General features: G+C 60.2%; 25 protein-coding genes and 1 tRNA gene. 18 read left to right on the top strand and 8 right to left on the bottom strand.

Annotation, left to right across the window (positions count from 1 at the left end; translation table 11 throughout):
* The first annotated feature begins 35 nt into the window (after positions 1-35).
* The 9 genes from MCRY_RS14495 (at position 36) to MCRY_RS22615 (ending at position 11,709) form a co-directional block, all read left to right on the top strand.
* Positions 36-1,022: an ABC transporter permease gene (locus MCRY_RS14495; RefSeq protein WP_085631118.1), complete on the top strand. Its 987-nt coding sequence runs from the start codon at positions 36-38 to the stop codon at positions 1,020-1,022.
* 3 nt (positions 1,023-1,025) lie between these two features.
* Complete coding sequence (locus MCRY_RS14490; RefSeq protein WP_085631116.1) at positions 1,026-1,856, top strand: ABC transporter permease; 831 nt, start codon at positions 1,026-1,028, stop codon at positions 1,854-1,856.
* Complete coding sequence (locus MCRY_RS14485) at positions 1,853-3,490, top strand: ABC transporter ATP-binding protein (protein WP_085631114.1); 1,638 nt, start codon at positions 1,853-1,855, stop codon at positions 3,488-3,490. Before MCRY_RS14490 ends, MCRY_RS14485 begins: the two co-directional genes overlap by 4 nt.
* 90 nt (positions 3,491-3,580) lie before the next feature.
* On the top strand, positions 3,581-4,978 hold the full coding sequence (locus tag MCRY_RS14480; protein ID WP_217808230.1) for an amidase: 1,398 nt from the start codon (positions 3,581-3,583) through the stop codon (positions 4,976-4,978).
* A gap of 104 nt (positions 4,979-5,082) precedes the next feature.
* Complete coding sequence (locus MCRY_RS14475; protein ID WP_085631112.1) at positions 5,083-7,335, top strand: molybdopterin-dependent oxidoreductase; 2,253 nt, start codon at positions 5,083-5,085, stop codon at positions 7,333-7,335.
* 353 nt (positions 7,336-7,688) lie between these two features.
* Positions 7,689-8,096 (top strand): PDDEXK-like family protein, encoded by a 408-nt coding sequence (locus MCRY_RS14470; RefSeq protein ID WP_139834105.1) that lies wholly within the window; start codon positions 7,689-7,691, stop codon positions 8,094-8,096.
* A gap of 90 nt (positions 8,097-8,186) precedes the next feature.
* A complete protein-coding gene (locus tag MCRY_RS14465) occupies positions 8,187-8,879 on the top strand; it encodes a hypothetical protein (RefSeq protein WP_139834104.1) in 693 nt (230 codons plus the stop codon).
* Positions 8,798-10,603, top strand: a complete 1,806-nt coding sequence (locus MCRY_RS14460) for an AAA family ATPase (protein WP_176234512.1) — start codon at positions 8,798-8,800, stop codon at positions 10,601-10,603. Before MCRY_RS14465 ends, MCRY_RS14460 begins: the two co-directional genes overlap by 82 nt.
* A 731-nt stretch (positions 10,604-11,334) precedes the next feature.
* Positions 11,335-11,709 carry a hypothetical protein gene (locus MCRY_RS22615; RefSeq protein ID WP_139834103.1) on the top strand — a complete coding sequence of 125 codons (375 nt, stop codon included), beginning with the start codon at positions 11,335-11,337 and terminating at the stop codon, positions 11,707-11,709.
* Here the strand turns inward: MCRY_RS22615 and MCRY_RS14450 are convergent.
* Both MCRY_RS14450 and MCRY_RS14445 read right to left on the bottom strand, forming a co-directional pair.
* On the bottom strand, positions 11,660-12,949 hold the full coding sequence (locus MCRY_RS14450) for a DUF6538 domain-containing protein (RefSeq protein ID WP_085631103.1): 1,290 nt from the start codon (positions 12,947-12,949) through the stop codon (positions 11,660-11,662). The genes MCRY_RS22615 and MCRY_RS14450 overlap by 50 nt on opposite strands.
* A gap of 146 nt (positions 12,950-13,095) precedes the next feature.
* Positions 13,096-13,185, bottom strand: a tRNA-Ser gene (locus MCRY_RS14445).
* 148 nt (positions 13,186-13,333) lie between these two features.
* Between MCRY_RS14445 and MCRY_RS14440 the strand changes: the two genes are divergently transcribed.
* From MCRY_RS14440 to MCRY_RS14405, 8 genes are all read left to right on the top strand, one after another.
* Entirely contained in the window at positions 13,334-14,155 is an 822-nt protein-coding gene (locus MCRY_RS14440; RefSeq protein ID WP_085631101.1) for a DUF2059 domain-containing protein, read from the top strand.
* Positions 14,156-14,346: 191 nt separating this feature from the next.
* On the top strand, positions 14,347-14,997 hold the full coding sequence (locus MCRY_RS14435) for a 50S ribosomal protein L21 (protein ID WP_085631099.1): 651 nt from the start codon (positions 14,347-14,349) through the stop codon (positions 14,995-14,997).
* A 13-nt stretch (positions 14,998-15,010) separates the two neighbouring features.
* Positions 15,011-15,280, top strand: coding sequence for a 50S ribosomal protein L27 (gene rpmA, locus MCRY_RS14430; protein WP_085631097.1), 270 nt, complete (start codon positions 15,011-15,013; stop codon positions 15,278-15,280).
* A gap of 109 nt (positions 15,281-15,389) precedes the next feature.
* Entirely contained in the window at positions 15,390-15,935 is a 546-nt protein-coding gene (locus tag MCRY_RS14425; protein ID WP_085631095.1) for a GNAT family N-acetyltransferase, read from the top strand.
* 53 nt (positions 15,936-15,988) lie between these two features.
* Complete coding sequence (obgE, locus tag MCRY_RS14420; RefSeq protein WP_085631093.1) at positions 15,989-17,023, top strand: GTPase ObgE; 1,035 nt, start codon at positions 15,989-15,991, stop codon at positions 17,021-17,023.
* The gene (gene proB, locus MCRY_RS14415) at positions 17,011-18,117 is read left to right on the top strand and encodes a glutamate 5-kinase (RefSeq protein WP_085631091.1); all 1,107 of its coding nucleotides are present in this window, start codon (positions 17,011-17,013) and stop codon (positions 18,115-18,117) included. Before obgE ends, proB begins: the two co-directional genes overlap by 13 nt.
* A 54-nt stretch (positions 18,118-18,171) precedes the next feature.
* Positions 18,172-19,437: a glutamate-5-semialdehyde dehydrogenase gene (locus MCRY_RS14410; protein WP_085631089.1), complete on the top strand. Its 1,266-nt coding sequence runs from the start codon at positions 18,172-18,174 to the stop codon at positions 19,435-19,437.
* Between the two features lie 119 nt (positions 19,438-19,556).
* On the top strand, positions 19,557-20,621 hold the full coding sequence (locus tag MCRY_RS14405) for an ABC transporter ATP-binding protein (RefSeq protein WP_085631137.1): 1,065 nt from the start codon (positions 19,557-19,559) through the stop codon (positions 20,619-20,621).
* Here MCRY_RS14405 and MCRY_RS14400 read toward each other — a convergent pair.
* From MCRY_RS14400 to MCRY_RS14385, 4 genes are all read right to left on the bottom strand, one after another.
* Positions 20,618-21,679, bottom strand: a complete 1,062-nt coding sequence (locus MCRY_RS14400; RefSeq protein ID WP_085631087.1) for a flagellar motor switch protein FliG — start codon at positions 21,677-21,679, stop codon at positions 20,618-20,620. The genes MCRY_RS14405 and MCRY_RS14400 overlap by 4 nt on opposite strands.
* Before the next feature lie 54 nt (positions 21,680-21,733).
* The gene (locus tag MCRY_RS14395) at positions 21,734-22,270 is read right to left on the bottom strand and encodes a tetratricopeptide repeat protein (protein ID WP_085631086.1); all 537 of its coding nucleotides are present in this window, start codon (positions 22,268-22,270) and stop codon (positions 21,734-21,736) included.
* Positions 22,271-22,363: 93 nt separating this feature from the next.
* Positions 22,364-22,522 (bottom strand): chitin-binding domain-containing protein, encoded by a 159-nt coding sequence (locus tag MCRY_RS14390; protein ID WP_085631084.1) that lies wholly within the window; start codon positions 22,520-22,522, stop codon positions 22,364-22,366.
* Between the two features lie 68 nt (positions 22,523-22,590).
* Positions 22,591-23,019: a DUF6314 family protein gene (locus MCRY_RS14385; protein WP_085631082.1), complete on the bottom strand. Its 429-nt coding sequence runs from the start codon at positions 23,017-23,019 to the stop codon at positions 22,591-22,593.
* 128 nt (positions 23,020-23,147) lie between these two features.
* Here MCRY_RS14385 and purB point away from each other — a divergent pair, with 128 nt between their 5' ends.
* Positions 23,148-24,452: an adenylosuccinate lyase gene (gene purB, locus MCRY_RS14380; protein ID WP_085631080.1), complete on the top strand. Its 1,305-nt coding sequence runs from the start codon at positions 23,148-23,150 to the stop codon at positions 24,450-24,452.
* A gap of 53 nt (positions 24,453-24,505) precedes the next feature.
* Here purB and MCRY_RS14375 read toward each other — a convergent pair whose 3' ends face one another.
* Both MCRY_RS14375 and MCRY_RS14370 read right to left on the bottom strand, forming a co-directional pair.
* Positions 24,506-25,636 carry a saccharopine dehydrogenase family protein gene (locus tag MCRY_RS14375; protein ID WP_085631078.1) on the bottom strand — a complete coding sequence of 377 codons (1,131 nt, stop codon included), beginning with the start codon at positions 25,634-25,636 and terminating at the stop codon, positions 24,506-24,508.
* Positions 25,633-26,685, bottom strand: a complete 1,053-nt coding sequence (locus MCRY_RS14370; protein ID WP_085631076.1) for a saccharopine dehydrogenase — start codon at positions 26,683-26,685, stop codon at positions 25,633-25,635. The genes MCRY_RS14375 and MCRY_RS14370 overlap by 4 nt, the downstream gene beginning before the upstream one ends.
* Between the last annotated feature and the right edge of the window lie 123 nt (positions 26,686-26,808).

Here is a 26,808-nt window from a genome sequence, read left to right as displayed (position 1 = left end):
CAATAGGGCCGGTGCCAAGCACGAAGGAACAAAAATTGTCTCATTTTGCCCGGCGCATACGGTATGTCGTGAAGCGGCTTCTACAGGCTATTCCGATCGTTCTGGCCATCGTAATCCTGAATTTTCTCCTGCTGCAGTTGGCAGAAGGTGATGCCGTCGATGTTCTGGCCGGGGAGGCCGGATCAGCCACGCCCGAATACATGGCCGAACTGCGTGCAAAGTTCGGACTGGACCAACCGCTGCCAGTGCAGTTGGCAGTCTATCTGAAGAACGTCATGTTTTTTGACCTTGGGTATTCGTTCCGTCACGAAATGCCAGTCAGTGAGCTTATTCTTGACCGTATGATGCCCACTCTTTTGCTGATGGTTGCTACGATCACTCTGGCGGTGGGTTTTGGTATCTTTCTTGGCCTTGTGGCGGCGATGGGCTTGAACACATGGCGGGATACGGCGATTTCCATCTTTGCACTGATAACCTATGCCACGCCACTTTTCTGGGTCGGGCTGATGATGATCGTTGTGTTTTCGCTTAATCTGAGGTGGTTTCCGACGTCGGGTATGGAAAACTTCGCAATGTTTTACGAGGGCTGGGACCGTGTCTGGGACATTGCACACCATCTGGTTTTGCCAACGATTACGCTCTCTCTGTTTTACCTCGCTCTTTACACGCGCCTGATGCGGGCCTCGATGCTTGAGCAGGCTGGGCAGGACTATGTGACAACCGCACGAGCGAAAGGCGTGACCGAGAACCGGATCATGTTTGTGCACGTGCTGCGAAACGCGCTGCTGCCTGTGGTCACCATGGCCGGTGTTCAGGTGGGCGCTCTGATCGGAGGGTCCGTGATTGTTGAATCCGTCTTCGCCTGGCCGGGACTTGGCATGCTTGCCTTCGAAGCGCTGTTCTCGCGTGACCTGAACCTGCTGCTTGGGATCTTCCTGCTGTCGGCACTATTGGTGGTGGCCGTCAATCTTGTGGTCGATATCATCTATTCGACGCTCGACCCACGCATAGAGGTGAGCTGACACATGACATTCTGGAAGCTCTTTGCCCGGAACCGCGGCGCGGTGGTGGGCCTTGCCATTCTGATCCTGATTACATTCATGGCGGCGACCGCTGGCATCTTCTTCCCTGAAGACCCGTTTAGCCTTGCAGGCCAATCCATGTCGCCGCCCGGTGAAAACGGGTTCCTTCTGGGAAGCGACAGTTTGGGCCGCGATGTGGCAGCGGGGATCGCGCATGGCGCGAAAACATCGTTGCTGATCGGACTTCTGGCGACACTTGTGGCGGTTTGTGTCGGCATCGTCATGGGGGCTCTCGCCGGGTATTACGGCGGTATAATCGACGATCTGTTGATGCGCGTGACAGAGATGTTCCAGACGATCCCGTCTTTCATCTTTGCCATCTTGCTGGTTGCGATCATGAAGCCGTCGATCGAAAGCATTGTCATCGCCATCGCAGTTGTTTCCTGGCCTGCGGTTGCACGTCTGGTGCGGGGCGAGTTTCTTTCTTTACGCAACAGGGAATTCGTGCAGGCTTGTCACACACTTGGCATGTCGGACATTCGTATCATGATGGGCGAAATCCTTCCGAATTGCCTGTCGCCTGTTATCGTGATCGGGTCACTTATGGTGGCGACTGCGATCCTGATTGAAAGCGGGCTGGCCTTTCTGGGTCTGGGTGACCCCAATATAATGAGCTGGGGGTTTCAGATCGGGGCAGGGCGCACGCTTCTGCGTTCAGCCTGGTGGGTGTGTACATTCCCCGGCATCGCTATCCTTCTGACGGTGCTGGCCATCAATCTGGTCGGCGAAGGCATTAATGATGCGCTGAACCCGCGTCTGAGGGAACGGTCATGACTCGCCTGCTGGATATCACCGACCTTCATATCGCCTTACCCGCCGACAGTCAGCGTCCCTACGCGGTGCAGAAGATGGAACTGCATCTCGAAGCGAACGAAATCCTGTGTGTTGTGGGCGAAAGCGGATCTGGCAAATCCTTGACGGCGCTTGCCGTTATGGGACTGCTGCCCAAGCCACATGTCCATATTGCCAAGGGCAGCGTTCTTTTCCAGGGCGAAGATCTGACCAAAGTCAGTGATGATCGGTTGCGTCAGATACGCGGCTCAGAGATATCGATGATCTTTCAGGAGCCGATGACGGCGCTGAACCCGGTCATGACGATCGGAACCCAGATCGACGAGGTCTTCCGCTTTCACGACAAGATGCCCGGCAAAGAGCGGCGTCGTAGGGCGCTGGAACTGTTGCGCGACGTGCAATTGCCTGACCCGGAGCAAGCGATCAAAGCCTATCCGCACGAACTCTCGGGTGGACAACGGCAGCGCGCGATGATCGCAATGGCGCTGGCTCTCGACCCGAAAATCCTGATTGCGGACGAACCAACCACGGCGCTGGACGTGACAACGCAGGCGCAGGTTTTGAGGCTGATCAAGGAAATGCAGGCCGCGCACGGCACGGGTGTATTGTTCATCACTCATGACTTCGGCGTTGTGGCTGATATCGCGGATCGGGTGGCCGTGATGCAGAACGGACTGGTCGTTGAAACCGGCACCACTGATCAAGTTCTTCGCACCCCTCAACATCCGTATACGCAAGCTCTGATCGCAGCTGTGCCGGAACTCACGCCGCGCCCTTCACGTGCTCGGTCCCCCGAAATCGTGATGCGGGTCAACAAGCTTGAAAAGACCTACCGAAGCGGTGGCGGATTGTTTGGCGGGAAAGGGCGGATTGTTCACGCTGCAAATGATGTAACCTTTGATCTTGCGCGCGGCGAGACGCTTGGCATCGTCGGCGAGAGTGGGTCTGGCAAATCGACAGTGGCCCGATGCATCGTGCGTCTGAACGATGCAGAGGCTGGCGAAATCCTGCTTGGCGATACAGATTTGCGTCCTCTGGGACGCGCCGCGATGCGTCCGCACCGCTCAAAGATCCAGATGGTGTTTCAGGACCCGTTTGCATCGCTCAACCCGCGTACCCGGATCGGAAAGATCATCGCGCAAGGCCCAATCATGTATGGCGCAAGTCCTGAGGATGCCAAAAAACGGACTTTGGACTTGCTGGACATCGTGGGTCTCGATCCCCGTTCCTATGACCGTTTTCCACACGAATTCTCGGGCGGACAGCGGCAGCGGATCGGTATCGCCCGTGCGCTTGCGCTCGAGCCGGATATCCTTGTTGCGGACGAACCTGTCTCGGCCCTTGATGTATCGATTCAGGCGCAGATCCTGAACCTCCTGGACGAGATCCGGGACCGGATGAATCTCTCCATGATCTTCATTACCCACGATCTTCGTGTGGCAGCGCAGGTTTGCGACAGGATTGCAGTGATGCAGCGTGGCGAGATGATTGAGATCGGACCGACCTCGACTCTCTTTGCATCACCAAAAGAGACTTATACCCGTGAATTGCTGGCGGCTGTTCCGGGAAAAGACTGGTTCCTAAAAGGGTCTAGCGCGCAGGCTCCTGCAACATAAACGAGCCATCGGCATATTTTTTAGTGGCGTGTTGTTTTCCTGTAAATACCTGCGTTTCAGGACCTTTGCACAAGATGACGAGACGCTCTGATGATGCTTGATCCACATGATCCCTTTCTATCACTGGCGGACTTGTCTGACGCCTATCGGACGGGTTATGTCAAACCCAGTCAAATGATCCGTGCGCATCTTGACCGTATCGCGCGGGTTGATCCCATGATTGGCGCGTTTCAAGTGGTGTACGCGGAAGATGCCATGATGGCGGCCGAAGCTGCTGACAGGATGTTCGCATCCGGCAGCCGGCTTGGGCCGTTTCACGGAATCCCATTCGGCCTGAAGGACATTTGCGACGTCGAAGGCCGCATCACAACCGGCGGCTCCAAGGCGATGCAAGATCGGGTGTCGCCGGTGACCGGCACGCTCGCGCATCGCTTGTTTGACGCTGGCGGGATCATGCTTGGTAAGACCAAGACGGTCGAATGCGCGCTTGGCGGCTGGGGCACCAACCAGAAGATGGGTACACCACGCAACCCCTGGGACATGCAGGCGCATCGCGTGCCGGGTGGGTCGTCTTCCGGCACCGCGACGAGTGTTGCTGCGGGTATGGCGGTCTGTGGCGTCGGCACGGACACCGGGGGGTCTGTGCGCCTTCCTGCGGGGTTCTGCGGGTTGGCGGGTTTGAAGGTGACTGAGAAACGCTTGCCCACTTATGGTATTCTGCCTTTGTCCCATACTTTGGACACACCGGGTCCGCTAGCGAGATCGGTGGAGGATACCGCATTGATGTTTCTTGCCATGGACGGTGTCGCGGGATGGTCCGTGGACCGGGATCGGCAAGAGGGCCGGGGTCTTTTTGACAGTCTTCGTGCTGGCGTTAAGGGGCTGCGCCTTGGCGTTTTGGACGCGCAAGAACGCACTGTATGCACACCTGATGTGATCGAAGGGTACGATGCCGCGCTGGACGTTTTACGGCATCTGGGTGCCGAATTGGTGCCGTTCTCCGCGTCTAAATCCTATGCTGAACTGACCGCAGCTTGCGGAGCTCTCATTGTTGCTGAGGGATATTACCACCATGGACATCTCTACGACCAAAGCGACTTGCCTATGGATGAGGACGTGCGTTTCCGTATGCTTGGCGGACGGGACATGTTGGCTTCAGAATACATGCGGTTGTTGACCGACCGGGAGGAGGGCCGGGACCTCTACATCAGCCTGATGCACGGGCTTGACGCGGTTCTGACCCCAACGATGACAACAACGGCATTGCGGCTAGATGAGGTGGATCAGGCAGTGTCGCCCGGACATTTCACCCGCCATGTGAACTACTTTGGTATGTGTGCCCTTTCTGTGCCAACAGGAGTTTCTGATGGGGGTTTACCGACAAGTCTGCAGGTGATTGCCCGACCCAATGACGAAGCCATGACTCTCCGGATTGGCGCTGCCTATGAGGCGGTTCGCGATCCGCTCTCCTATCCGGATCTGGCCTGATACCTAATGGGGTTTGAGACGAAATGATTGCTGTTCAAATCGCGTAACCCGATTAAACATAGAAGATAGCAACGCACAGTCGCTAAGCCAACTGGGAGGTTCTCATGGCCGATGGTTCCAATCGACAGACACGGATCACGTCCAGCCACTGGGGAGCATTTGAGGTCGATGTAGAAAACGACCACATCGTGGCGACACGTCCCTTCTCATGCGATCCTGATCCAAATGGTATTCCCGACATTCTTCCAGCAGCGGTCCATCATCGGAGCCGTGTGGCCCGTCCGTCCATTCGTCGTGGCTGGCTAGAGCGGAGAGATCCGACCGGGCGAGGGACGGATGACTTTGTCGAGCTGCCCTGGGACGAGGCCTTTGACATCGCCTCGCAAGAGATCGAACGTATCCGCCAAGCCTACGGAAACGAAGCGATCTATGGCGGATCATACGGCTGGGCGTCGGCAGGGCGGTTTCACCATGCGCAAAGCCAGGTGCATCGCTTTCTGAACTGCATTGGCGGCTATGTGGCATCATTCGGCAGTTATTCCACCGGCTGTGCGCAGGCGATCATGCCCCATGTCTTCGGCGTCAATTTCCTGACGTATTGTTATGAACATCAGGACGGCTGGCAAACGATCTATGACAACACAGAAACGCTTGTCATGTTCGGCGGGATCAATCCGAAGAACTCCAAGGTAAGCATGGGCGGCGTGACAGAGCATGAAACAGCTGGATGGCTTAACCGGTTCGTCGCCAATGAAATGCAATGCATCAATATCGGGCCACAACGCACGGACGCCCCGGACTGTTGTGACTGGCTTCCGGCGCGCCCGGGCTCTGACACCGCACTGATGCTCGCGTTGGCCTATGTGCTTCAGATCGAGGGTCTGAGCGATACCGATTTCCTTGATCAGTACACTGTTGGGTTTGACCGCTTCTTGCCGTATCTGATGGGGGACAGCGATGGCCAGCCCAAGTCGCCGGACTGGGCCGCGGCAATCTGTGGTGTGGCTCCCGAAAAGATCTTTGAGTTGGCCCGCCGTATGGCGAAGACCCGCACACTCATTACGGTTGCTTGGTCGTTGCAGCGGGCAGAGCACGGCGAACAACCCTATTGGATGTCGGCCGTTCTGGCCGCGATGCTGGGTCAGATCGGCTTGCCGGGCTGTGGTGTGGGCTATGGCTATGGCGCAATTGGTGGTGTTGGAAAGTCGTTGATCGGACTTCGGGGCATGACCTTTTCCCAAGGTGAAAACCCTGTTCAAGCTGTCATTCCGGTCGCCCGGATAGGAGATATGCTGCGCTATCCCGGTCAGACCTATGATTTCAATGGCAAACGTAACACGTACCCAGACATCCGGCTGATCTATTGGGCGGGGGGCAATCCGTATCACCATCATCAGGACCTGAACGCGCTGCATGACGCTTGGCAAAAACCGGACACGATTATCGTCAACGAACCGTGGTGGACACCAACCGCCAAGCGGGCGGATATCGTCTTTCCGGCGACAACACCCTATGAGCGTGAGGATATCGGGCGATCGAACCTTGACGATTACCTGTTCCACATGCCGCAACTGATCCCACCCGTCGGTGAGGCACGAGACGACTATTCCATTTTCGCGGACCTGGCGAAACGTATGGGCGTCGCGCTAGACTTTACCGAAGGCAAAAGCGCCGAGGACTGGATTAGAACGCTGTACGAGGAATTTAGGACGCTTGCCGAAGACAAAGGCATTGAGGTGCCTGACCTCCCGACGCTCAAATCCGAAAACTGGGTGCGTCTGCCAATTTTGGCAAATGGGCCAAACCGAACCTTTCTTGCGTCCTTTCGCGATGATCCCGAGCGGTCCCCGTTGCCGACCCCTTCGGGGAAGATCGAGATATTTTCCGACACCATCCACGGCTTTGGATATGACGATTGCCTTGGTCACCCGGCTTGGCTGCCGCCCTCCGAATGGTTCGGAAGCGCAAATGAAAAATTTCCTTTGCACCTCGTATCACCACAGCCGGGCGACAAGCTGCACAGTCAGTTTGAAAGTGCGCTTGCGGATGTCGCCGGAGCGCGGCCCGAAACGCTTATCATGTCTCCGGATAACGCGGCGGCGCGCGGCCTCAGCACTGGTGATCTGGTGCGTGTCTTCAACGCGCGCGGATCTTGCCGGGCGCGGCTGTCCGTGTCTGACGAGATTCAATCTGGCGTCGTTGCATTGCCCACCGGCGCGTGGTTCGGGGATCCTGGTGGAAACATCGACCAGGACGGAAATCCGAATGTCCTGACCCGCGATGTTGGAACGTCCCGGCTTGGTCAAGGATGCAGTGCACACACCGCGCTGGTAGAGGTGTGCAAGTTGGAAGGTTGATGCCAATCGCATCGCCGCCCAATTGGTCCTGAGGGAACTGTCAGAGCAAATCAGCTTGAGAAGGGCAGGACAGATTTGTTGTGTCTGTAGGGTCGTGTCAGAGCAACTTGGTTGCGACGGGGCGGGGGGCTGCATACCGGATTTCTTTGGTTGCCGCCCGTGGTGCAAGAGTTTTTCTGACCGTTTGTGCGTGGTAAGCGGCAAGCTGAGGCCGTTAAGGCTTGATAGCGCCATGGCATGAGGGCGTCGATTTCTGCGTGTAGCGCGACAATCCGGATGAGCCCACCGCAGACCTGTGTCGCTATGCGAAGTGGTTGGGGGCCGCCGCCGAGATGCTCGTCGATGCCCTGTTCATGCGTCTCGGCGAACGCATCTTTCCCGCGCCCGAGCATGAACGCCACGACCGTGTTCTCATGCTACCCAACGGTTCGCCCGTCCGCATTCAGGTCAAGACGCGCCATACGACGAATAGCAGCGGCGACTATGTCTTCAACCTGAAGCAGCGGTCCGAGAGGGGAGCAACCGGGCGCGGACCCTATTCCGCGGCGGATTTCGACATTCTGGCGATGGTCGCACTGCCGGACATGGCCGTGCGCTTCACCGCCGACTGGCAGACGCGCCATACGATCTACGCAAGCGAGTTCCCGGAACTTCGGCGCAACCCGCGCGCCACGCTCGACGAGGCCCTCATGCGCCTTGGGCACGCCCATGCGATCCCCGGCCGCGCAGACGGGCCGGAATGGCTCGATCTCGCTGCCTGACCGACCGGTCGCTGTCCCACCACAAAAACCTCCCTCGGCCCGCCCTCCAGCGGCGGGCCGGCTGCCCCCCCCTTTTTTCGGAGCTCTCCCATGACGCAGCCCTCGACCTCCTTCTCGACCCCTTCCGCCGCCGCCCCGGTCACCGATAGCCCGGACTGGACCGTCCTCGCGGCTCGGCTCCGGCATAGCCTCATTTCTCAGGCCGCCAGCTGGGCCGTTACCGGATACACCGCTACCGACTTGACCGAGGAAGACGACGCCGAGGCCTCCGTTCTGACGGCCACCGACGCCGGCAATGGCGATAAGGCGACAGTCGACACTGGCACCCGGAGCGATTCCACTCTGGCCGACGCCGTCCGTTCGAGTTCCCACAGCGACAGCTGGGACCTCGATGACATTCTCGACTCGATCGAGGCCGAAGCCGATAGGGCCACGGCCGGCTTCGCCGACGCGCTGCCGCCGGTCTCGGAGGGCGCCACGGCACCGTGCAAGCGCTACCGCCTTCGTCCTGAGGCCGCGCTGGCCGCGGTGCGGCTGGCCGCGACCTTCGGCTCCGCCGACGCGATGGTCCGGGCCCTCGGTGCGCCGGGTGCTGTGACCCTGATCACCACCTCCGACCCGGCGATCGACTCCATCTCATCCAGCTCATCGAGCATGTCGCCCAGCCCAACGCGCTCTGGCCGCGGGGCGCGCCGATCCCCGTGGTCCTCACTGCCGAGAAAGCCGGGTCCACCGAGCCGGGCGCGTCCGAATCGGCTGTCGCTGCCCTGTCTGGCTCGCTGAGGCTGGCGCTGGACACGCATCGCCCAGCGGTCCTCGTGGCCCCGGCGGCCGGAACCGCGCCGAAGGCGCTCAAGCCCCTTAAACCGGAGATCATCGCGCTCGCGCCCCTCGACCGCGAGATGCTGGCGCAGATCCTCGGTGATGCCTATCCGGAGGCGGACGCGCCCGGCGCCGCGCTCACCGCACTGCCCGCCGACGCACCGGTCGCGCGGCTCACCCCCGGTGACCTGCTCCTCGCGCTCCGCTGGCCCGACCCCGTCCGCGCCGTCGCCACGTTGGCCGCCGCGCTGGCCCCCGAAGAGACCGAGAACGGGCCGGGTCTGGCCGAGTTCCCGCTGCCGGACGAGGTTCGCGCGCCGCTGGAGCAGCTCGTCGAGGATCTGCGGGCCTGGCAGGCGGGCGACATCCCCTGGCGCGACGTGTCGCGTGGGGTGCTGCTCGCCGGCCCTCTGGGAACCGGCAAGACTGAAACGGCCAGGCAGGTCGCGCGCGAGGCGGGCATCGGCATGATCGCGGCCTCGCTCGCCACGTGGCAGGCACGTGGGGAGCGGTCTTCCGACCTGCTCCGGGCAATGAAGGCGGATTTCGCGCAGGCCGCCAGCGAGGGGCCGTGCATCATTTTTGTCGATGAGATCGATGTTTTCGGGGACAGGTCCCGCCGGGACCATAATGCCAGTTGGACGGATTATGTCGTCGGAAGTTTGTTGGAATGCCTCGACGGCTATGCGGCTCAGGAAGGCGTCGTGGCCATGGCGGCGACGAACCACGCCGAGCGGATCGACGCCGCACTCAGGCGCCCCGGCCGCTTTGACCGCATCCTCCATCTGCGCCACCCAACGGTCGAACTGATGCCGCGAGCGCTGCGCTGGCAGGCCTGGTCCGACCTGCGCGACGCCGACTTGACCGCCATCGCCGTTCAGGCTGCCGGCATGAGCGGCGCGGATGTCGCGGGCCTGGTCCGCGCGGCCCGGGCAAAGGCCCGGCGGGCGGGTCGCCCACTCAGCGTGGAGGACCTCTCCGCGACCCTCGCGGAAATCCGGCCCGCCATGCCGGACGCCGTCCGCTGGCAGGTCGCCGTGCACGAGGCGGGGCACGCCCTGGTTGGTGCCGCCACCGGGGTCGCCACGCCCCGCGTGCTCGCCCTCCAGGGCGACGGCGGCGTCACCCATGCGGAACGGCATGTGATCCACCAGCGCCGCTCCGAGCTCGACGCCGCGCTCGCCGTCGACATGGCCGGCCGCGCGGCGGAACGCGTCGTCTTCGGAGAGGCCTCTGCGGGGGCGGGTGGCGCTGCGGACTCCGATCTCGCACGGGCGACCACAATGGCCGTCGCGATGGAAGGGAGCTGGGGACTCGGCGAACGCCGCAGCTGGCTCGGTGACCCCGAGACCATCGCCGCCCGCCTGCGGCTCGACCCGCCGCTCGCGGCCCGCGTCGAGGACCACCTCCGTCGCGCCGAGGAGCGGGCGCTGCAGATCCTGCAGGGCCAGAGGCCAGTTCTCGAAGCCATCGCCGCCGCGCTCTGCGACCGGGGCCTGTTGCAGGGTGCTGCGCTAGAGGAACTCATGGCAGAGGTCAGGCCGGAAACGGCACAGCCCACGCGCGGCGAGTGGTCGCTGGAGATCCAGAAGGCACCGGACCAGCCCGGGCCAGAAGGCGGACGGGCGGACAACCCGGATGTAGACTGGTCCGCGCCCTACCGGCCCCTCAACCGCGCCGCCTGATACGGTCCAGACCCGCCCGCCTGTACGATCCCCGTGCAGGCGGGCGGCGAGGTCAGCGCCGAGGCGAGGCCCGGGGAAGCCTCTCGGTCGTTCACAACCATCCATCGACCCAGACCACAAAAAACCAGACAAAAGCGCCGCAGGCACCCGACCCGCGCGATGTCGCGGGGCGCTCCCTCGCGCCCCGGGCGCGAGCTCTTGATCCATGTGAAGGATCCAGACTCCTCACATCTCAATACCCCACCGCACCCAAACACCCCAAAAACCAAACATAGCGCCGCAGGCACCCCGCCCGCGCTGACGCGCGGGCGGACCAGATCAGGACAATCAGACCCGGACGAGGGCAGCCTCAACGAGAGCATGTTGCGCAAAAGTGGGAACCGGCTTTGCGCCTCCCGGACATACGAAAACGAGACATTGGAGGGTGATGTGTGGCTCTGAAGGAACGCGGGCGCGCTCCAGGATCCGATCCCCTCGACCCCAGAAACCCAGCCGCGAAGGGCGGCAAGAACGGACCGCCAGAGGCTTTTCAGGCCAAGGCGTCACAGGCCGCGGGCGGAGTTATCCACATAAACTCGACAGGGTCCGGCACAAGACAGGGCCGAATTCGCCCCAAACGTCAAATCCGAGTCTACATCACCTCCAGACGCGAGGCGCGCAGCCCCGCAGCAGGTTGATCACATCGGAGCACGGTGCCGGAGCCCCCGGCGCCGCAGGGGAGAGCGCGGCCCATGGCTCGCGACCGGGAAAGGCATGTCAACACAGGACGTCGCGGCAGAACGCCTGCGGCGCCGAATGACATGCCCTCCGGAACCGGCAAGAAGCATCCGATCGCCAACCGGTTCACCTCCACCGCAGGCGCGCAACCAGACCGGCCGGGAGGCCCCCAGCAGCATAGGCAGAGATCCCTCGAGGCGCGCATCGAGAATGCCCTGCGCATTGTGGCCGAACTGCTCGAGGACAACGAGGCCTACCTGCCCATCTTCCTCCGCCTCGAGGCTGAACGCGACAAGCTCAAACTCCGTCACGCCGCTCTCGACCGCGCCCGCGCGCTCCTCAAGGAAACGCCCCCTCGATCGCAATCCGGGCGAGCTCCCCGGCCTTGAAGGCGAGGCCGCCACCCTGGCCGTATTTCTGGCGACCGAGGGAATGGCCCATCAACTCGCGCCTGATGCGCTCGTCGATCCGGCCCCGCAGCATCCGGTCCTCGAAGCTGTGACGGAGGCTGTACATGACGTGCTGGTCGCTCTCCATCAGCCCGTTCTCACGGAGATAGCTGTTCACCGTCCCGGACAGGGAGGCGGGCTTTTCGCGATAGCGCGGGAAGCCGGACGGAAAGGCCCGGAAAACCTCGAGGCTCACCCCGGTCAGCGGGATCTCGCGCCGTGAGGTCTTGTTCTTGATCTGGCGCGTCTCGTCCGCCGCGATCACCAGGTGCGGCACCTCGTGGTCGAGCCGGATGCGGTCCGCGGTCAGACCGGCCGCCTCGGAGGGGCGGTAGCCCGTGTTGATCATCCCGACCAGGATCGCGCGGGCCTCGTCATTCATGCCGGCAAGCGCCCCATCGGCCAGCAGCTTCTCCCGAATCCAGCTATCCGAAAAGGGAATCCGCTCCGCCTTGTCGCCCTCTTTCAGGGTCAGCTTGTGCAGGGGCAGGTCGAGATCAAGCCCCTTCAGCTCGTCCACGGTCCGAAGAACATCGGCAAGGTGGATCAGGTCCTTGTTGGCGCTGTTGGGCGTCAGGTTCTCCTCCGCGATCCGTTCCAGCCACCAGGACCGGAAGTCGAGGAAATCGGCCCGCGTGAGCGCCGCGATGGGGCGGTCGCCGACCACGTCGATAAAGTTCCGGATGGACTTTTTCCTCGGGTTCCCCCAACGCCGCTTCTGGTCGGCGCTCTTGCCCCGGATCCGGTCGGGCGTCAGCGCCCAGTACTCGGCCAGCGCCTCGGACACGGTCATCGAGGGCGCCTCCACCGTCCCGAGCACCGCAGGCGCCGCAACCGTGTTCACCGTGCCGTCCCGGCGCTGCAGCACCTCCACCCGCGCGAGCAGCTCTTCCAGCGGCAGATCCTCGAGGTCACGGGCGGGCTTGTAGCTCAGCCCATGGCTCGCGGCGATGGCCTTCGCCACCTCGAGCCGGGCGACCCCATCCTCAGACCGGCCCGCCAGCTGCGCCTCCCAGCCCGCGACAAGGCTGTCCCAGACCGCAGGCGCCTTCTTCGCCGCCTGCTGGCGCGAGTCGGTCTTGAGCGACACCCAGACCTCACGCCGCGGCTCCACCGAGGCGAACCGGGCCGGCACACGCCGCCGCAAGTGCCAGGTCTTGCCCCGCATCATCAGCTGCATCGCGCCCCTCCACATCCGCCCATTATGTAGCAAGATGTGTAGCAGAATCTGGTGATTTCAAGAGGATGAGGGGAATGCTGCGGCTCGGAATTTCCGCTAATTCACTGACTTGAATTGATAATTTTAGGTCGCGATCATCTGGATAGTGGCGGAGAGACAGGGATTCGAACCCTGGGTGGACTTGCGCCCACAACGGTTTTCGAGACCGCCCCGTTCGACCACTCCGGCACCTCTCCGCGGGGATCTGGAGGGGCGTTTAGCTTTTGCTTCAGACGGGTGCAACCTCTATTTCGCGTGAAACGCACGTGACTGTGTAAGCGGCTGTGGGTTGGAATTGTGCAGCATGCGCCATAGGTATGTTACCAAGTGGCAAGGAGGATCGGGATGATCGGCGCGATGTTGAAAACGGCAGCAACCGGAGCGGCGGTGATCGCGTGGTCGTTGCCAGTATGGGCCAATCCGACAAATGATCTTCTTGATGTGCTCGGCGTACCGCAGATCGTCACGATTATGCGCGAAGAAGGCATCGAATACGGAGAAACCCTTGCCGCCGACATGGTGCCCGGCGGCAGTTCGGCGGGCTGGACGGCCACGGTGAACCGGATCTACGACGAAGAGCGCATGCTGGCCACCGTTCAAGACGTGTTCGCGGCGGAATTCGGTGATGCCGACCCCGAGACTCTGCTGGAATTCTTCTCTTCTGAGACCGGACAACAGATTGTCAGCCTCGAACTCAGCGCACGCACTGCGATGCGCGAAGACGAAATCGAAGACGCGGCCCGCGCAGCCTTCAACGATCTTGATGGCACGGCGTCCGGGCCTTTGGCGGCCATTGCTGAATTCGTCAACACCAATGATCTGGTCGAAGCCAACCTCGTTGGAGCGCTCAACGCCAATTACATGTTTTATCTTGGTCTAGTGGATGGCGGAGCGCTTCGGATGAGCGAATCAGAAATACTGACAGAGGTGTGGTCTTCTGAAGAAGAAACCCGCGCCGATACCCGCGAATGGGTCTTTGCGTTCCTTTTGATGGCGTATCGGCCGCTCGCGGACGGGGTGGTCGAAGACTACACGGAATTGTCCCGCACCTATGCGGGGCGCGCGCTGAACCGGGCGCTTTTTGCCGGGTTCAACAAGATGTATGACGACATCTCCTACGCGCTTGGCATGGCCGTTGCGCGGGAAATGCAGGTGCAGGAACTCTAGGCGCGAAACGCGTTGACAAACGCAGCCCGGGATTCCATAAGCCGCGCACATGAAAGTCGGGGCTTCGGTCCCGCCTTTTGTTTTTTGATGATAACGATGTCCCAAACGGGGCACGCTGTTCGAGGCGGGTCAACAGACCCACAAACACCGCAAAGCGGGGCCACAGAACGCGGGTGAAAAAGGAAGACTACATGTTCGCGGTGATGAAAACCGGCGGCAAGCAGTACAAAGTCCAATCGGGCGATATTCTGCGCGTCGAAAAACTGGCAGCCGATGCAGGCGAAAAGATCCAGTTCAATGAAATTCTGATGCTTGGCGGCGACAACGTCACAGTTGGCGCGCCTCTCGTGGCAGGTGCCGCGGTTCAGGCTGAAGTTGTTGACCAGATCAAAGGCGAAAAGGTCATCAACTTTGTCAAGCGTCGCCGGAAGCACAGCTCCAAGCGCACCAAGGGTCACCGTCAAAAGCTCACGCTTGTGCGTGTGACGGAAATCCTGGCGTCGGGTGCTGACAAGTCCGGCGTAAAAGCCGCTGTTGGTGCGGGTTCTGTTGCTGGCGTGGCTGTTGCTGCTGCCGCTCCGAAAAAAGCCTCTGCACCGAAGGCCGAAAAGAAAGCCGAAGCGCCCAAGGCGGCCGCTGCTGGCGCGGACGATCTCAAGTTGCTGTCCGGTGTCGGCCCGGCGCTTGAGAAAAAGCTGCAAGAGGCAGGGGTCACTTCCTTTGCCCAGATCGCAGCATGGACAGACGCAGACGTCGAAGAATTCGGCGAAAAGCTTTCGTTCAAAGGCCGGATCGAGCGTGAAGGCTGGATCGAACAGGCCAAAGAACTGGCATCGAAGTAAGGAGACCTGACCTATGGCACATAAAAAAGCAGGCGGTTCATCCCGCAACGGTCGCGACTCTGCCGGACGCCGTCTTGGCGTCAAACTCTACGGTGGCCAGTCTGCGATCCCCGGCAACATCATCGTGCGTCAGCGCGGTACTAAATTTTGGCCGGGCAATGGCGTTGGCATGGGTAAGGATCACACGATCTTTGCAACCGTCGACGGCAACGTGACCTTCCACAAAGGCCTCAAGGGCCGCACCTTTATTTCGGTCCTGCCAACGGCGGAGGCCGCTGAGTAAGCCGACCTAAAGGGTTTTGGAAAAATCTGGGGGGATCGGCAAATCTGCCGGTCCCTCTTTCCGTTTTCGGACGGGGGCCTGCCCAATATCTGCGATGAGGAGAGAGCAGATGAAATTGGAGACCATCATCGACGCGAACCAACCTGTCGTTCAGACAGATCGATTCTGTTTGCGTCCCCTGCAACCCTCCGATGTCGGATTGATCGAACATTATGCCAGCGACAAACGTGTGGCGTCGATGACAACGTCGATTCCGCATCCCTTCCCGCCGGGTGCCGCAAAGGCCTTTGTCGATCGCAGCCTGTCGCCCAAGCGCGACGAGGATGTCTGGGTCATCGACGGCATTGCAGCTGACGGGGCCGAGGTAATGGGCCTGATTTCGCTTCAGCGGATGGACCGCAACCAGTCCGAAGTGGGCTATTGGGTTGCGCCACCGTTCTGGAACACCGGCCTCGCGTCGGAAGCGGTCGAGGCTTTGGTCACGGCAAACCCGCTTGGCAATGAAACGATGTTTGCCAGCGTATTTCAGGACAATCCGGCCTCGGCCCGTGTCCTGACGCATTGCGGCTTTGAATATATCGGTGATGCGGAGTCCTTTTCGGTCGCCAGAAACACAACTGTCAAAACCTGGACCTATCTCAAACGTATGGGCTGACGCGCGGTCGCAAACCGGGTAGACCGCGCACAGGCTCGATCAAAGGCTAACACATGAAGTTCCTCGACCTCTGCAAAGTCTATATCCGCTCCGGTTCGGGCGGTAATGGCAGCATCAGTTTCCGCCGCGAAAAATTCATAGAATTTGGCGGTCCCGACGGCGGCGATGGCGGCGGCGGCGGCGATGTCTGGGCCGAAGCTGTCGACGGGCTGAACACGTTGATCGACTTCCGCTATCAACAGCATTTCTTCGCCGACAATGGCCGCCCCGGTGCCGGGCGGCAACGCACGGGTGCGGATGGTGCTGACATCGTGCTCAAGGTGCCTGTCGGAACCGAGATCCTCGACGAGGATGAAGAAACCGTGATCGCAGACATGACCGAACTGGGTCAGCGCGTCTTGTTGGCCAAAGGTGGCAACGGGGGCTGGGGCAACCTGCGCTTCAAAACGTCCACCAACCAAGCGCCACGACGGTCCAACCCGGGTCAGGAAGGGGTCGAACGCACAATTTGGCTCCGGCTTAAACTGATCGCGGATGTGGGTCTCTTGGGGCTGCCCAATGCAGGCAAATCAACGTTCCTTGCGGCCACGTCCAACGCGCGCCCCAAGGTTGCCGACTATCCGTTTACCACGCTGCATCCCAATCTGGGTGTGGTCGGGGTCGATGACGCGGAATTCGTTGTGGCCGACATTCCTGGTCTGATCGAAGGCGCGCACGAGGGCAGGGGGCTGGGCGATCTGTTCCTTGGCCACGTGGAACGCTGCGCCGCGCTTTTGCATCTGGTGGATGGCACCTCTGGCACCCTGCTTGAGGATTATCAGACCATCATCGACGAGATCGAGGCCTATGGCGAAGGTCTGGCTGACAAGCCACGGATTACTGCGCTCAACAAGATCGACGCGCTGGACGACGAAGAACGCGCGTTTCTGAAGGAAGAACTTGAACGCAAGGCTGGCCATAAGGTGATGCTCATGTCCGGTGTGTCCAAAGAAGGCCTGACCGAAGTGCTCCGCGCCCTGCGCCAGCATGTCAAAACAACGCGCGTCCGCGAACAGGCAACCGAGGAGGCCGAACCGTGGCGTCCCTAGGCGATGCGCGTCGACTGGTTGTCAAAATCGGCTCGGCGCTTCTGGTCGACAAGGCCAAAGGCACATTGCGCCGCGAGTGGCTCAATACACTGGCTGAAGACGTGGCGCGGATCAAGGCGCGTGGAACCGATGTGATCCTCGTATCCTCGGGGTCCATTGCTTTGGGGCGGGGTGTCTTGGGTTTGCCGCTGACCGTGCTTCCCTTGGAACAATCGCAAGCTGCTGCAGCCGTAGGGCAAATCCGTCTGGCCCGAGCCTACGAAGAAGTGCTCGCACCGCATGGCCTGACCACCGCTCAGGTGCTTGTCACTCTGGAAGACAGCACCGACCGCCGTCGCTATCTCAACAGCCGCGCGACACTGGAAACGCTGATCGGTTTTGGCGTGGTGCCCATCGTCAACGAAAACGACACCGTTGCGACCGATGAAATCCGATACGGCGACAATGACCGTCTTGCCGCACAGGTCGCAGCCACCGTGGGCGCTGACCAGTTGGTCCTGCTCTCGGATGTGGACGGATTTTACAGTGCCAACCCCCATATCGCCCCTACAGCCGAGTTCTTTCCCGTGATCGACGCCATCACGCCCGAGATCGAGGCAATGGCGGGCGACGCCGGATCGGGTCTGTCCAAAGGCGGTATGAAGACCAAGGTGATGGCGGCAAAAACCGCCACGGCGTCGGGCTGTGCCATGGCGATCACAGAAGGGTCCCGCCTGCATCCGCTCAAGGCTCTGGAAGAGGGCGCGCGGGTGACGTGGTTCACACCGCAGCTTGATCCTCATGCAGCCCGCAAGCGTTGGATTTTGGCGATGAAGCCCCAAGGCGCGCTGATTGTAGATGACGGCGCCGCACGGGCGCTTCAGCGTGGGACATCGCTTCTGCCGCCGGGCATTGTAACGGTCAACGGCAGCTTCGGACGGGGCGACCCCGTGACGATCAAGGATGCAAGTGGGCGCGAGTTGGGCATGGGACTCAGCCGTTACACCGCATCCGAGGCGCAGGCGATCAAAGGGCACAATTCGGCCGAGATTGAGGAAATTCTGGGCTATCCAGGCCGCGCCGTGGTAATACATCGCGACGATATGGCGATCTGATCTGCTTCTTCTTTTCAAAAATATGCATGTTCGACTTTCGAAAAGGCTGTACCGATGAAAGATCTCACTGACATCCCCGCGCTGATGCACGACATCGGCGTTCGCGCCAAAGCAGCCGCACGGGAACTGGCCTTTGCATCTTCCGAGCGCAAGCACGCGGCGCTGATTGGCGCGGCGGAGGCCGTCTGGAAGAACCGTGCGGCCATAGTCGAGGCCAACGCCAAGGACCTTCAATACGGCCGCGAAAAGGGTCTGAGCGACGCGATGATGGACAGGCTTCTGCTCAATGAAGATCGCATTCGCGGTATCGTGGACGGCCTGCGCGCCGTGGCAGAGCAGACCGATCCCGTCGGCGCTGTGTTGACCGAATGGGACCGTCCCTCTGGCCTGCATATCAAACGGGTGCGCACGCCCTTGGGTGTGATCGGCGTGATCTACGAATCTCGCCCCAATGTGACAGCAGACGCAGGCGCGCTGTGCCTCAAGGCCGGCAATGCGGTGATCCTACGCGGCGGCTCGGAAAGCTTCCATTCGTCCAGCGCGATCCATGCCTGCCTTGTTGATGGTGTGGTTAAGGCGGGCCTGCCCGAAGACGCCATCCAGCTTGTTCCCACCCGTGACCGCGCGGCTGTAAGCGAAATGCTCACCATGACCGACTATATCGATGTCATCGTGCCTCGTGGCGGGAAAGGTTTGGTTGGTCTTGTCCAGCGCGAAGCGCGCGTTCCGGTTTTTGCCCATCTCGAAGGCATCGTTCACATCTATGTCGACAAGGATGCGGATCCCGTCAAAGCGTTGAACGTCATCCTGAACGCCAAGACCCGTCGCACGGGCATTTGCGGTGCAGCCGAATGCCTGCTGATCCACAAGGATGTTGTCGACACGATCGGGCAGGGTGTCGTCAAGGCGCTGCTGAATGCCGGAGTCGAAGTGCGCGCGGATGAAACGCTGCGCGCCATTGAGGGCACCGTTGCGGCCAGCGACATGGATTGGGGCTGCGAATACCTTGACAGCATCATCGCGGCCAAGGTGGTCGATGATCTTGATGCCGCCATCGATCACATCAACACCTACAGTTCCAACCACACCGATTGCATCCTGACCGAGGATGACGCGGCTGCCGCCAAGTTCTTCGAACGGATTGATAGTGCCATCCTGATGCGCAACGCCTCGACCCAGTTTGCCGATGGCGGAGAATTCGGCATGGGGGCCGAGATTGGTATCGCCACGGGCAAGATGCATGCGCGTGGACCCGTTGGGGCCGAGCAGTTGACCAGTTTCAAATACATCGTTGTTGGTGACGGCACGACGCGGGGCTGAGGGGTTGCCGTTGCTTAATCTGGCTGCTACCTGACATGAGCTAATCCGATACTTTTACTCGGAAAACTCATGAGGCAGCAGTGACCGGCACCCATCCCCGGCTCGAAATCCGAAATATCATGCGCGACTATGACGGAAAGCGCGTGGTGGATGACGTGTCTTTGATGCTTCAGCCCGGCAATGTGACTTGCCTGCTTGGCCCGTCTGGATGTGGGAAGTCGACGACGCTGCGGATCATCGCCGGGGTCGACATGCAGACCAGCGGTACGATCCACGTGGATGGTAACCTGATCTGCGACACGGTTTATCGGGTTCCTCCTGAACGGCGTTCTATAGGTCTGATCTTTCAGGATTTTGCACTGTTCCCGCACCTTACTGTTGGTGACAATGTCGGGTTCGGCCTGACCGGATCGCGCAAGGACAAATTTCCTCGTGTGGGCGAACTGCTGGAACGGGTGGGGCTGTCGCATTACATCAACGAATACCCCCACCAGCTATCGGGTGGTGAGCAGCAGCGTGTGGCTTTGGCCCGTGCAATTGCGCCGCGCCCGTCGATCATGCTGATGGACGAGCCTTTCTCGGGCCTCGACAACCGCCTGCGCGACGGTATCCGTGATGAAACGCTGGCGCTGCTCAAGGACGAAGGCACATCGGTTCTGCTGGTCACGCATGAACCTGAAGAGGCGATGCGCATGGCCGACGAAATCGCGCTGATGCGTGACGGCAAGATCGTGCAGCGAGGGGCACCTTACAACATCTACAATGCTCCTGCGGACAAGGCAGCGGTTGCGTTTTTTTCGGACATCAATCTGCTGACAAGCACGGTTCGCGGTGCGCTGACCGATACGCCGTTTGGGCAATTCCTTGCCCCGGGTGTGCCGGATGGCGGACAGGTCGAGATTGTGTTCCGCCCGCAGCATGTGGGTATTGACTTTGACAGAGACGGCCGTGGGCCGAACCCGACGCCGCTTGCTGGTACACCGGCGCGCGGTGTGGTGGAACGGGCGCGCTTCATGGGGTCGGAAAGCCTTGTGGAATTCCGGATGGATTATGATCAAGGTATCATTCGTGCCACTGTTCCGAATGTCTTCTTACCAAAGCCGGGAACCGTAATGTGGTTGACCGTGCGGCGGGACAGATGTTTCGTGTTCCGGAAAGACAGTGGGTCGGTGATCAAAACCTAGTCTTCGGTGTCTGTGGGCATTTCCAAGACAATCTCGCCACTGTCGGCAAGGGCACGAATTGCCCGGACCACAGTGTTCATGGCAGCCTCTGCGTCTTTCGGCGTTACTGCGCCCATATCTTCACTCATTTCACGAAGACCGTCTGACAGTCGTTTGGAAATATTTGATAATATGAATTCGACGCTTCGCCGATCAACATCGTCAATCGCCCCGGAGATAACCTTTGCCAGCGTCTCTTGATCGACATCTCGGGTGATCTTGGGCACGTCGATTGCAGTCATCCGGTCAGCGATATGGGCAAAGGTGAAAATGGATTTGCGTACCTGCTCGGCAAAGCCCTTGTCCTCTTCGTCGAGTGCGGTCAGCAATTGATCACGGGTCGTGGCGCGTGAAAAATTGAGAATGGCACCAACCCGTTCAGATGGTTGAGCGCGAAACGCCTTGGGCGGTTCTGCATCAAGCTGGGCCGCAAGACTGAGACCGATCCGTTCCACGGCATCAGGGGTGACGGCATCTGTCATCGACATTGCATAGGTAATCCGCCGCGCCACGTCGCCGGGCAGGGTGCTAAGCAAGTCGGCGGCTTTGGACACATCCAGCTTTGACACCATCACGGCGGCCACCTGCGTGGATTCGGATGTGACAAAGGTTTGAAGCCGGGCCACAGGAAGAGCGGCAAGGCGCTGCCACGGATCACCGATCTGTCTGACCCCCGCCTCCTTGCGCAGCCGTGCCGCGGTTTGCGCGCTGATCTTGCCGTCCAACGCCGAAAGAGCGCCTGCGATATCGCCTGGAAAGGACAGGCCGATGGAGTCCAGCTCCTCTGAGAATTCGGCAATTACGGCATGCATGGTCGCCCGATCAATGTACCGCATTTCGCCCAAAAGCTGCGTCAGTTGGATTTGCAGATCCTCGGGCAACGCCGTTAGCGGCACGTTGGCCCCTTCCTTGAGGATAAATTGAACAACAATTGCCGCCTTGGCCCGGCGTGTCAGTCGGGACATCGGCGCCACCGGAGTACCCGCACCAGAGCGGGCCAGCGTGGTCAGTTGGGTCATGCACCTTACTCCATCCTGGAGACGAAGGATTACGAGGGTAAGGTTAAGAAACCGTCAGTAGCCGTAGCTTGCGCCAGATTGAATCGCCATGCGTAGCGACACTTCCGGCCATGTCGACCGCCCGCCACGCTGACGGATTTCGCGCAGTTCTGCGCGGGCCAGCGCGACATTTCCCTGTTCGACATGCCACTGACCCAAATAGGACCGCGCCAACAGGTTGTCTGGGTTGGTAGCCAAGGCGCGCCCGTACCAATCCAGCGCCGCGTCGCTATTGCCGGATTTTCGTGCAATGAAGCCACGGTAGGTGAGAACAGGGTCTGCCTGCTGATCCAAAACCGTGTCCAACACGCGCTCTGCATCCAAAATTCGCCCAGCATACGCCAATTCACGAACGGCCTTCATGCGGTCGCTGTCGTTGAGGCTGCTTTTATCGGGATCGACGCATAGCTTCACATCCGCATCCCACACCTGACCATTGCTACAGGTCGTTGTGGTTTCCGTTGGTTTGGGGGGCGTGTCGTCGTTGAAGCCGACAGCAAGAGCCGAAACAGGCATTGTGGCCAGAGCAAGTGTCAGGAAAGCGGTGCGCATTGACGGACTTCCGGTTGTTTGGATGGGCCGATGGTCGTGCCCATAAAAAAGACGGCCATAAAGGCCGCCTCAAGACGTTGCGAAGACGGGGTCTTAGCCGCTCACAACTTTGCAGGTGTTGGTGTCCGCATCATAAACCATGCCAGTGGCACAGGTCATGGACGCCTGCTCATGTCCGCCGCATGCCGCAAAACTGGCTGTTGCCGAGGCAAGGGTCAGGGCAGCGGTCGTCAGAAGTGTCTTGATGGTCATCAGTCATTCTCCTGTTGTCAGTGGTGAAAAGGTAGCATGGCTTTCGCGTTTGGCAAAACGTTAAGGCGCTACCCCGCCAAAGGCCGAAAGCTGTTGATCATTTCGTAGGCTTTGCGCGGGCCGGACACGTCCCATGTGCTCTGCCAAACAGGCCAAGCGTTGAAGTCATAACAGACGCGGTAGGTGTCGGGATCACACCAATGGGTCGCACTTTGCGTGGTATTTCCGAAGCTGTGAAAGAACCGCCCGTCGTCAAACTCGATGATCAACTGCCCGTCCTCTTCGCGCCAGTGATAACGACGTTCGGCTGTCATTGGCGGGTGTCCGGGAAGCGACAGGCGGCCTGTTTCGTGATAGGCAAGGCCACACCTATCGGGTGTGAACACCGCTGTGCCCTCGAAGTGACCGATGGATCCGGCAAGATGATCGACGATCCGCCGGGACAACGCCCAGTCACCTTCGAAATCGCCAAGCCGTGGCGCGGTTTGGGTCTTCACGTCCGGTGCCCGTGCAGTACGGTCAGGGCAAAGCGTCTCATTCCGGTTGGCCTCTCTTGTCGCGCACCGGTCCGCAGTCTAGGAGAGCGACAAATTTCCGCAAGCCAACCGATGAAAGGATCGCGTTCATGATCCCCCGTTATTCCCGTCCTGACATGGTGTCCATCTGGGAACCCGCGACCAAGTTCCGCATCTGGTACGAGATCGAGGCCCACGCGTGCGACGCGATGGCCGATCTGGGTGTGATCCCCCGCGAAAACGCTGAAGCGGTCTGGAAGGCCAAGGATGTCGAGTTCGATGTCGCCCGTATCGACGAGATCGAAGCCGTGACCAAACACGATGTGATCGCGTTCCTGACCCATCTGGCAGAACATGTCGGATCGGAAGAGGCGCGATTTGTGCATCAGGGCATGACATCTTCGGATGTGCTCGACACCTGTTTCAACGTGCAGCTTGTCCGCGCGTCCGACCTCCTGATCAAGGATTTGGAAGACTTGCTGGCAGCCCTCAAGCGCCGCGCCTACGAGCACAAAGATACGGTGCGCATCGGCCGGTCACACGGCATCCATGCAGAGCCGACGACAATGGGCCTGACCTTTGCCCGCTTTTACGCCGAGATGGACCGCAACCTAAGCCGGATGCGCGATGCTCGCGCCGAGATCGCCACAGGCGCGATTTCCGGTGCCGTCGGTACCTTTGCCAATATTGACCCGGCGGTGGAGGAACATGTCTGCGACAAGCTGGGCCTCGTGCCGGAACCCATCAGCACACAGGTGATCCCGCGCGACCGTCATGCGGCGTTCTTTGCCACCTTGGGAGTAATCGCCAGCAGCATCGAGAACGTCGCCATCGAAATCCGCCACATGCAGCGCACCGAAGTGCTTGAAGGGGCGGAGTTTTTCTCGATGGGGCAGAAGGGGTCTTCTGCCATGCCGCACAAAAAGAACCCTGTCCTGACTGAGAACCTGACGGGGCTTGCCCGTATGGTGCGTGCTGCCGTGATCCCGGCGATGGAGAACGTGGCACTTTGGCATGAGCGCGACATCTCGCACTCGTCGGTTGAACGAATGATTGGGCCTGATGCCACAATCACGTTGGATTTTGCTTTGGCCCGACTGACTGGTGTGATCGACAAGATGCTGATCTTTCCGGACAACATGTTGGACAACATGAACAAATTTCCGGGGCTGGTGATGTCGCAGCGGGTTCTGCTTGCGCTGACCCAAGCCGGTGTGAGCCGCGAAGACGCCTATACGTTTGTACAGCGCAATGCGTTGAAGGTTTGGGAACACCGGACCGATTTCAAACAAGAGCTGCTGAACGATCCGGATGTGGTCAAAGCGCTCAGCCCAGAGCAGATCGAAGAGAAATTCGACCTTGGCTATCACACCAAACATGTCGACACGATCTTCGCCCGCGTGTTTGGCGAGTAAGCCCACTCAAGGGCTTTGAATTGTTGGCAAGGCGCTTCAAAGCGCCTTGCTGCTTAGCTCAGATGGTCCACCACCATAAGATGCTGCGCCAGCGTCTGAACTTCCTCCAACCAACGCTCTACCAGTCGAGGATCATGGGGCGCCGGGCTGACCCCCGCCGGGATTTCGCGATTGAGCACGGCTTCGATGGCCAAAGACACCGGCACCGACACCAGCCGCGCCATCGCCGTTCCGCGCGCATCGCCCCACGCATCCATCACATACGTCTTATGCCACACGGGGCGACCGTCTTTCTCGGCCAGCAGATCGACGCAGAGCACCACGCGATCCGGCTCGTCGGGGCCGTAGGCGTTCTGCTCCAGAAGCTCTGCCGCCATCTCGGCCAGCCGGTCATCACTCGCCGTCCCAACTTCAGAAAAGATATCCGCCCAAGCATCGGACCACCCGTTCAGACGCAGCGTGCCGCGCACGAATTCTTTGACCTGCCAAGTGGGTTCGAACCGGTAATCCGCCATGAACGGCAGGCTGTCGCGATTTGGATAAACCTCGAATGCCTCAGGCTGCGGCAAGGGTGCGTCGTAGCGTGTGATCGCGTCCCAAGGACGTTTGACCTCCAGTTCCGTGTAATGTCGGATCGACTTTGATGGCGACCGCAACGCTTTCAGAACACCCACGGGCGCCCAGCTGAACTTGTAGCGAAACGCATTGGCAACCTTTGGGACGCCACCACAGTAGGATTTGAAAGAAATAATATTTTCAGCATCATACGCGGCACTCTTACGGTAATCTGCAACCAGATGATGCGCCATCAGATGGTCAATGCCCGGGTCCAGCCCAACCTCGTTAACCAGCGCCACCCCGGCCATTTTGGCAGCACTGTCGAGCGCGCGCATCTCGGGCGCGATATAAGAGGACGACACAAAATGCGCACCCCGGTCGATGGCCATCTGTGCCAGTTGCACATGCCAGTCCCCCGGAAGCATCGACACCACCACATCGCCGGGTTTGACCGCACCGGCCAAGGCGGCCGGATCGAATACTCGGATGTCGTCGATCAGGTCACCCACCGCCTTGCGGGCTTTCTCGACCGTGCGGTTCCATACCGTCACAGACTGCCTGTCGTGGATCAACCGCCGTAGGCCGGGAACCGAAGACAGACCTGTGCCACACCAATGAACTGTCATGCTTTCACCTTCTGGATATGCGTGTCAAAATAGGCCTTTGCGCGCCCCCAGACGCCTTGGTCGATCTCGGCAAGGGTCTTGAGATGCGCCAGAAGCTGGCCCGCGAAATCCTCGGAGGATTCGCGCGGCATCAATGAGGGCAGGTTGTCGATCGCCATCACATCCAGCGGTGGTGTATCACAAACCCGCAAGACGGGCGCATCCCAGCTTGTGACGCGGTCATAGACCTTGATCGGAGAAAAATCGCTGTCGGGATCGCAGGCTATATCGCCAATCACCCGCAGATTGCGCGACCTGTCGCACGTGTCGGACGGCACAAAGACCGGTGTGCCGGGGCGTGCCAGAATACAATTGAAAAACAGAGTGTGATCAAGCACTTCCGGGAAAGGGCCGCCATGGGCTGTTTCTGCCATATCCCACTTGGTTACCGGCAATCCAACCTCTTCGCACAAGTCACTGGCCCCGGTTCCGACCCGCCCAAGCGCGCCGATTACCATCGCATTCGGCGTGGCTCCCGCGAGTGCGGTTTTCACGTCGTCGCGCATCGCTTCGGACGACGGCCATGTGCAGACGGATGGGCAGGGCGCGCCTGCCAATTGTGCCGCATAAGCGAGGATCGACACGGCCGCTCCTGCATATCCCGCCCAATAGCCGAAGGCAGCAACCCGGCGGCCATCGACGTTTTCCAGATATTCTAGGTCGTAAAGAACACCGCCACCCGCTTTGAACCGGGCGAGCAAACGCTGCCCCGCAGGCTGGCCTTTATAAGCGTGACCAAACATGATGTGCCGGTGGCGCAGCGCTATTCCATTATCCGGTAATTCTTTTAACCCAAAAATAATCGCATCGTCGGGCGCATTGATCCAACTGCCTTCCGGTGCAATTGTGGCTCCGGCTTTTTCATATTCAGCCGTTGGAATGACGCGTGTGGGGCTGTCTTCAACAGTCACCTCAATGCCGTCAGCCAACAGGGCCTCGACGCCCTCGGGCAATACTCCCACGCGCTCTTCGTTTTCGCGACTTTCTGCGCGCACCCACAGATGAGTCATCCACGTCCCCTTATTCCGACTCGGTGCACCCTAGCCAGCGCAACCAGCGGACAAAAGCCCTGTCCCATGCTTCTTTGGGCCGAAAATACCTCCGCCGGAGGCAAATCCGAGGCCGCAGCGCGC

Origin of the sequence: Marivita cryptomonadis (assembly GCF_002115725.1) — a bacterium.
Classification (GTDB): Bacteria; Pseudomonadota; Alphaproteobacteria; order Rhodobacterales; family Rhodobacteraceae; genus Marivita; species Marivita cryptomonadis.
Note: the sequence above shows the minus strand (reverse complement) of the source record. Positions and strands in the feature narration are given on the sequence as shown.

Bases quoted from the DNA above. Each gene is read 5' to 3' on its own strand.
- MCRY_RS14490 (WP_085631116.1), top strand. From the start codon at position 1,026: ATGACATTCTGGAAGCTCTTTGCCCGGAACCGCGGCGCGGTGGTGGGC.
- MCRY_RS14485 (WP_085631114.1), top strand. From the start codon at position 1,853: ATGACTCGCCTGCTGGATATCACCGACCTTCATATCGCCTTACCCGCC.
- MCRY_RS14480 (WP_217808230.1), top strand. From the start codon at position 3,581: ATGATGCTTGATCCACATGATCCCTTTCTATCACTGGCGGACTTGTCT.
- MCRY_RS14475 (WP_085631112.1), top strand. From the start codon at position 5,083: ATGGCCGATGGTTCCAATCGACAGACACGGATCACGTCCAGCCACTGG.
- MCRY_RS14470 (WP_139834105.1), top strand. From the start codon at position 7,689: ATGCGTCTCGGCGAACGCATCTTTCCCGCGCCCGAGCATGAACGCCAC.
- MCRY_RS14465 (WP_139834104.1), top strand. From the start codon at position 8,187: ATGACGCAGCCCTCGACCTCCTTCTCGACCCCTTCCGCCGCCGCCCCG.
- MCRY_RS22615 (WP_139834103.1), top strand. From the start codon at position 11,335: ATGGCTCGCGACCGGGAAAGGCATGTCAACACAGGACGTCGCGGCAGA.
- MCRY_RS14450 (WP_085631103.1), bottom strand. From the start codon at position 12,949: ATGCAGCTGATGATGCGGGGCAAGACCTGGCACTTGCGGCGGCGTGTG.
- MCRY_RS14440 (WP_085631101.1), top strand. From the start codon at position 13,334: ATGATCGGCGCGATGTTGAAAACGGCAGCAACCGGAGCGGCGGTGATC.
- MCRY_RS14435 (WP_085631099.1), top strand. From the start codon at position 14,347: ATGTTCGCGGTGATGAAAACCGGCGGCAAGCAGTACAAAGTCCAATCG.
- rpmA (WP_085631097.1), top strand. From the start codon at position 15,011: ATGGCACATAAAAAAGCAGGCGGTTCATCCCGCAACGGTCGCGACTCT.
- MCRY_RS14425 (WP_085631095.1), top strand. From the start codon at position 15,390: ATGAAATTGGAGACCATCATCGACGCGAACCAACCTGTCGTTCAGACA.
- obgE (WP_085631093.1), top strand. From the start codon at position 15,989: ATGAAGTTCCTCGACCTCTGCAAAGTCTATATCCGCTCCGGTTCGGGC.
- MCRY_RS14410 (WP_085631089.1), top strand. From the start codon at position 18,172: ATGAAAGATCTCACTGACATCCCCGCGCTGATGCACGACATCGGCGTT.
- MCRY_RS14405 (WP_085631137.1), top strand. From the start codon at position 19,557: ATGCGCGACTATGACGGAAAGCGCGTGGTGGATGACGTGTCTTTGATG.
- MCRY_RS14400 (WP_085631087.1), bottom strand. From the start codon at position 21,679: ATGACCCAACTGACCACGCTGGCCCGCTCTGGTGCGGGTACTCCGGTG.
- MCRY_RS14395 (WP_085631086.1), bottom strand. From the start codon at position 22,270: ATGCGCACCGCTTTCCTGACACTTGCTCTGGCCACAATGCCTGTTTCG.
- MCRY_RS14390 (WP_085631084.1), bottom strand. From the start codon at position 22,522: ATGACCATCAAGACACTTCTGACGACCGCTGCCCTGACCCTTGCCTCG.
- purB (WP_085631080.1), top strand. From the start codon at position 23,148: ATGATCCCCCGTTATTCCCGTCCTGACATGGTGTCCATCTGGGAACCC.
- MCRY_RS14375 (WP_085631078.1), bottom strand. From the start codon at position 25,636: ATGACAGTTCATTGGTGTGGCACAGGTCTGTCTTCGGTTCCCGGCCTA.
- MCRY_RS14370 (WP_085631076.1), bottom strand. From the start codon at position 26,685: ATGACTCATCTGTGGGTGCGCGCAGAAAGTCGCGAAAACGAAGAGCGC.